This is a genomic window from Achromobacter maghribensis (genome assembly GCF_057334215.1).
Genome location: NZ_JBHFII010000038.1, coordinates 1 through 5,489, shown reverse-complemented (window position 1 = coordinate 5,489; position 5,489 = coordinate 1). Strand labels below are relative to the sequence as shown.

The 5,489-nt window shown below is 66.4% G+C and carries 3 protein-coding genes and 1 pseudogene; all 4 read left to right on the top strand.

The annotated features are described in order from the left end of the window. The first annotated feature begins 192 nt into the window (after positions 1-192). Positions 193-1,740 carry a methyl-accepting chemotaxis protein gene (locus ACE039_RS15565; RefSeq protein WP_485822759.1) on the top strand — a complete coding sequence of 516 codons (1,548 nt, stop codon included), beginning with the start codon at positions 193-195 and terminating at the stop codon, positions 1,738-1,740. A gap of 185 nt (positions 1,741-1,925) precedes the next feature. After that, complete coding sequence (gene flhB, locus ACE039_RS15560) at positions 1,926-3,080, top strand: flagellar biosynthesis protein FlhB (RefSeq protein WP_485822758.1); 1,155 nt, start codon at positions 1,926-1,928, stop codon at positions 3,078-3,080. A gap of 3 nt (positions 3,081-3,083) precedes the next feature. Further along, complete coding sequence (gene flhA / locus ACE039_RS15555; protein WP_105560559.1) at positions 3,084-5,204, top strand: flagellar biosynthesis protein FlhA; 2,121 nt, start codon at positions 3,084-3,086, stop codon at positions 5,202-5,204. Beyond that, positions 5,201-5,489: pseudogene (locus tag ACE039_RS15550) on the top strand (flagellar biosynthesis protein FlhF); the annotation flags it as partial. The gene flhA and the pseudogene ACE039_RS15550, both read left to right, overlap by 4 nt.

Genomic DNA, 5,489 nt, shown 5'->3' with positions numbered 1-5,489 from the left:
CCCCCCGCGGCGCGCATGCATTGCGACCGCGCGTGAATGAACGTATACCCCAAGGGCGCAAAGATGCCCTGATCGATAGACTTAAGGCACAACAAAAACGGGGCCTTGCAGCGAGAGACATGGCGCGCGCACCGCGCGCCAGGCAACGGATGCCCAAAGAAGGCGATCCGGGCCAGCACAAGGAGGTCCATCTTGGCCAGATCCGTATTCCGCCTTGGCGGCATGTGGGGGTTGTTGCGCCGGCTCAACCGCGGCGACGCCGCGCTGTCGGAGCGCACGCTGCCGATCACCCCCGCCGTTTTTCCGCTGCACCGCTTTTTGGGGCAGATCCGCCGGCGGATCATGACCGTGCGGCAATCCAGCATTGAAATCGCGCTGAACGCGGCACGCACGCAGTTCCAGGCGGGACGTTGCGCGTTGCTGGCGCAGGAGCAGGCGCGGGCGGCGGGCGCGCTGGCCGATAGCGGCGCGCAGATCGCCGCCTTGTCCACGTCGACGTCCACCCACGCCCGCGAGATCGCCCAGCTATCGGGCCAGAACCTGCACGCCGCCGAAGCGGCGCTGGCCGAGCTGTCGGATGTGCGTGCCCGGGTGGACCGCATGACCCGTGAAATGGCCGCATTTACCGAGGTGGTGGGGCAACTGACCGGGCGGGCGCGCTCGGTGGGCGACATCAGCAAACTGATCAAGGATATCGCCTTGCAGACGCAACTGCTGGCGTTGAACGCGGGCGTCGAGGCGGCGCGGGCTGGCGATGCCGGCCGCGGCTTCGCGGTGGTCGCCACCGAGGTGGGCCGCCTGGCCGAACGCGTGAATGCCGCCAACAACGATATCGGCCGGCATACGGTTGAAATGCTGGAACTGGTGGACACCACGCAGCGGCAGACCGGCACGCTGCGCGATGACGTGGACGCCTCTGGCGCCGTGCTGGACCGGACGTGTTCCGACTTCCAGCGTTTCGTGCGCGACTTCGATAGCATGAACCGTCAGGTGGGCGAGGTGGTGCAGGCGATCGGCGACGTCGACGCCACCAACCATGGCATGAGCCAGGAAGTGGGGCGGATTGCGGCGCTGAGCGCCGACGTGCAAGAGCGCGTGGGCCATATGTCGGGCGAGATCGACCGGATCCGCCGTCAGACCGAGAGCGTGCAGGAAGTGCTGGCCGACATGCGCACGGGCAATACGGCGTTTGATCATCTGTCCGACGCGGTGGACGATTTCCGGGCCGCGGCTGTCGGCTTGCTGGAAGCGGCGCGCCGGCGCGGCGTGGACGTCTTCGACCGGCACTACCAGCGCATCCCCGGCAGCGAGCCCGCGCGCTACCACACGCGGTATGACCGCGAGATCGACGAACCGCTCACCCGGCTGCTGGATGACGTGCTGGAAGGGGTGCCCGGCGGCATTTACACCATCCTGGTGGATAACCGGGGCTACGCACCCGCGCACAACAGCCGGTTTTCGCACCCCCCGACGGGCGACGCGGCGGTCGATATCGCCCGGGTCCGGCACAAGCGGATTTTCGATGATCCGGTCGGCGCCCGGCTGGCCGCCAATACGGGGTCGATGCTGTTTCAGACCTATTCGCGGGATACCGGTGAAATCGTCAATGATATTTCGGTCCCCTTATATTTGGGGTCGGAACATTGGGGCGCGGTGCGCATCGGCCTGGACTATGTGCGCTTCCAGGCCGCCCTGGAAGGCGCGGCGCCGGTGCAAGAGGCCGTTCCGGCGGGGCGCTGACCGCGCTGGCGGGCGCTTGTGGCGGGGCATCTGGAAGAGGGCGGGCGGCCGGGCCGGACACGCAGCCGGGAATAGCGCCGCTTTCCCCCCGTTTCTTGGCTTATCGCCGATCACCGGGGCCTCCTAGAATCTCGGCGGGCAGCTCGTAATCCGAAAATCCGCGAGCCGCAACGACACCGCAGAGCATGGCCGAAGAAAGCGACCTCGAAAAATCCGAAGCCGCCTCTCCCAGGCGCCTGGAAAAGGCGCGCGAGGAGGGGCAGATTGCGCGTTCCCGGGAATTGGGCACGTTCATGATGCTGGCCGCCGGTGTCGCGGTGATCTGGATGGGTGGCGGCTCGCTCTACCAGGGCCTGAGCGGGGTATTGCGCAACGGCATGGCGTTCGACCAGCGTATCGTGACCGACCCCGGCGTGATGGTGGAGTTGGCCGTCAGCGGTTTCGGCCACGCCTTGCTGGCGACCTTGCCCGTCTTCGGGGTGCTGGTGGTGGTGGCCGTCCTGTCCAGCGTGCTGCTGGGCGGCATTGTCATTTCGGGCAAGCCGCTACAGGCGAATTTCTCGAAGCTCAGTTTCTTTTCCGGTCTGAAGCGGATGTTCTCGTCGCAGACCGTGGTCGAGCTGATCAAGGCGTTGGCCAAGGCCCTGCTGGTGGGCGGCGTGGCCGTCTGGGTTATCTGGCGCTACCACGACGACATGCTGAGCCTGATGCACGTGGCGCCGTCGGCCGCGCTGATCAAGGCGCTGTCGCTGGTCGCCATGTGCTGCGCCTTCATCGTGGCGTCGCTGCTGGTCATCGTGATGCTGGACGTGCCGTGGCAGATCTGGAGCCACTTGAAGAAGTTGCGCATGTCCAAGGAGGATGTGCGCCAGGAACACAAGGAAAGCGAAGGCGACCCGCACGTCAAGGCGCGCATCCGCCAGCAGCAGCGCCAGGCGGCGCGGCGCCGGATGATGTCTGAAGTGCCGAAGGCGGACGTCGTGGTGACCAACCCGACGCACTATGCCGTGGCGCTGAAGTACGACGAGGACAAGAGCGGCGCGCCGCGCGTGGTGGCCAAGGGCACCGGACTGATCGCGGCGAAGATTCGCGAACTGGCCGCCGAGAACCGCGTCCCGACATTGGAAGCGCCGCCGCTGGCGCGCGCATTGCATCAACACGTCGAACTGGGGCAAGAAATCCCAGGCGAGCTATATACCGCGGTGGCCGAAGTGCTGGCGTGGGTCTTCCAGCTGCGTTCGTGGCGCTCGGGATGGGGAGTCGAACCGACGGCCCCGCCCCGGCTGGCCGTGCCCGCCGCACTGGACCCGCAGGCAAACACCGCAGCACAAGGAGTTTAAGGAATGAGCGCTTTGCTCACCATGTTGAAGAATAACGGGGCCGGCCATGCGCGGCTTCTGGCGGGGCCGATCCTGATCGTGATGGTGTTGGGCATGATGGTGCTGCCCCTGCCCACGTTCCTGCTGGACCTGCTGTTCACCTTCAACATCGCGTTGTCCGTGATGATCCTGCTGGTGGCCATGTTCACGAAGAAGCCGCTGGATTTCGCCGCCTTCCCGGCCGTGCTGCTGTTCGCCACCTTGCTGCGCCTGTCGCTGAACGTGGCGTCGACCCGCGTCGTGCTGCTGAACGGCCACACGGGCCCGGATGCCGCGGGTAAGGTGATCGAGGCGTTCGGCCACTTCCTGGTGGGCGGCAACTTCGCCGTCGGGATTATCGTGTTCGTGATCCTGACCATCATCAACTTCATCGTCATCACCAAGGGTGCCGGCCGGATCGCCGAAGTGGGCGCGCGTTTCACCCTGGACGCCATGCCCGGCAAGCAGATGGCGATCGACGCCGACCTGAACGCCGGCTTGATCGGTGAAGACGAGGCGCGCCGCCGCCGCGCGGAAGTCTCGCAGGAATCGGACTTCTTCGGCTCGATGGACGGCGCCAGCAAGTTCGTCCGTGGCGACGCCATCGCCGGCCTGTTGATCATGGCGATCAACATCATCGGCGGCCTGATCGTGGGCGTGGCCCAGCACGACATGTCGATGAGCGATTCGGCCCGCGTTTACACGCTGCTGACGATCGGCGACGGCCTGGTCGCGCAGATTCCGGCGCTGGTGATCTCGACCGCCGCCGGCGTGGTCGTGTCGCGCGTGTCGACCGACCAGGACATCGGCCAGCAGATCATTAGCCAGCTGTTCTCGAACCCGGCCGTGCTGTTCCTGACGGCCGGCATCATCGGCATCATGGGCCTGATTCCCAATATGCCGCATATCGCGTTCCTGACGCTGGCGGGCGCGCTGGGCTGGGGCGGCTGGATGCTGCACAAGCGGCGGCAGGCGGCGGCGCAGGCTGCCGAGCAGATCCCGCCGCAAGCCGTCACGCAGGCGCAGGCCGCCGCGGCGGAGGCAAGTTGGGACGATGTGTCCATGGTGGACCAGTTGGGCCTGGAAGTGGGCTACCGCCTGATTCCGCTGGTGGACCATGCCCAGAACGGCGAGCTGCTGCATCGCATCCGCAGCCTGCGCAAGAAGTTTGCGCAGGACGTCGGCTTCCTGCCGCCGGTCGTGCACATCCGCGACAACCTGGAACTCAAGCCCAACGATTACCGCATTCTGTTGTCGGGCGTGGAAGTGGGGCATGGCGTGGCGATGCCGGGCCAATGGCTGGCCATCGATCCGGGCGGCGTCACCATACAGATCAAGGGCACCCCGACGACCGATCCGGCTTTCGGCTTGCCGGCGCTGTGGATCGACGGCGGCTTGCGCGATCAGGCACAGGTGGCGGGCTATACCGTGGTGGATGCCGGCACGGTGGTGGCGACGCACTTGAACCACTTGATGCACCGCCACGGCTCGAATCTGCTGGGTCGCCAGGAAGTTCAGCAGTTGCTGGACCGCATTGGCCGCGACGCGCCGAAGCTGGTCGAGGACCTGGTGCCCAAGACGTTGTCGCTGACCGCGCTGCAAAAGGTGCTGCAAGGGCTGCTGTCCGAAGAAGTGCCGATCCGCGATATGCGGACCATCATCGATACGCTGTCCGAGCATGGTCCGCGCCTGGCGGCGCAGGCGGCCGGCGCTGGTGGCCAGCCCGATATCAACGAATTGATCATGCTGACCCGCCGTTCGCTGGGCCGTGCGATCACGCAGCAATGGTTCCCGGGCGAGGGCGAGCTGCGGGTGATCGGGCTGGACGTGAAGCTGGAGCGCGTGCTGTCGCAGGCCATGACCACCAGCGGCGGGCTGGAGCCCGGCCTGGCCGACACCTTGCTGCGCGAAACGCAGGCGGCGGTCGAGCGCCAGGAATCGCAGGGCAACGCGCCGGTGTTGCTGGTGTCGCCGGTGCTGCGCGCGCCGCTGTCGCGGTTCCTGCGTCATCACCTGCCGCAGCTGGGTGTGTTGTCGAATACTGAAATACCCGATGAGCGCATGGTCCGCGTGACCGCTCTGATCGGCGGGAGCAATGGGCAATGAAGATAAGCCGTTTTTTTGGCGTCAACAGCCGGGAAGTGATGCGCCAGGTGCGCCAGGTGTTGGGGCCGGACGCGCTGATCGTGTCGAATCGCAGCGTGGACGGCGGTGTGGAAGTGCTGGCCACGGTAGAGGGCGCGTTCGACGATGCGGCGGCCGAGACGCCGCAACGGGAAGCCATGCCGCATGCCGCGCCCGTGTCCCTGCCGCAGCCGGGCTATGCCGCGCCGTCGCGGTCGATCGCAGCCTACCAATCTGCCTACGCGTCGTCGGCACTGCCGGAAGACG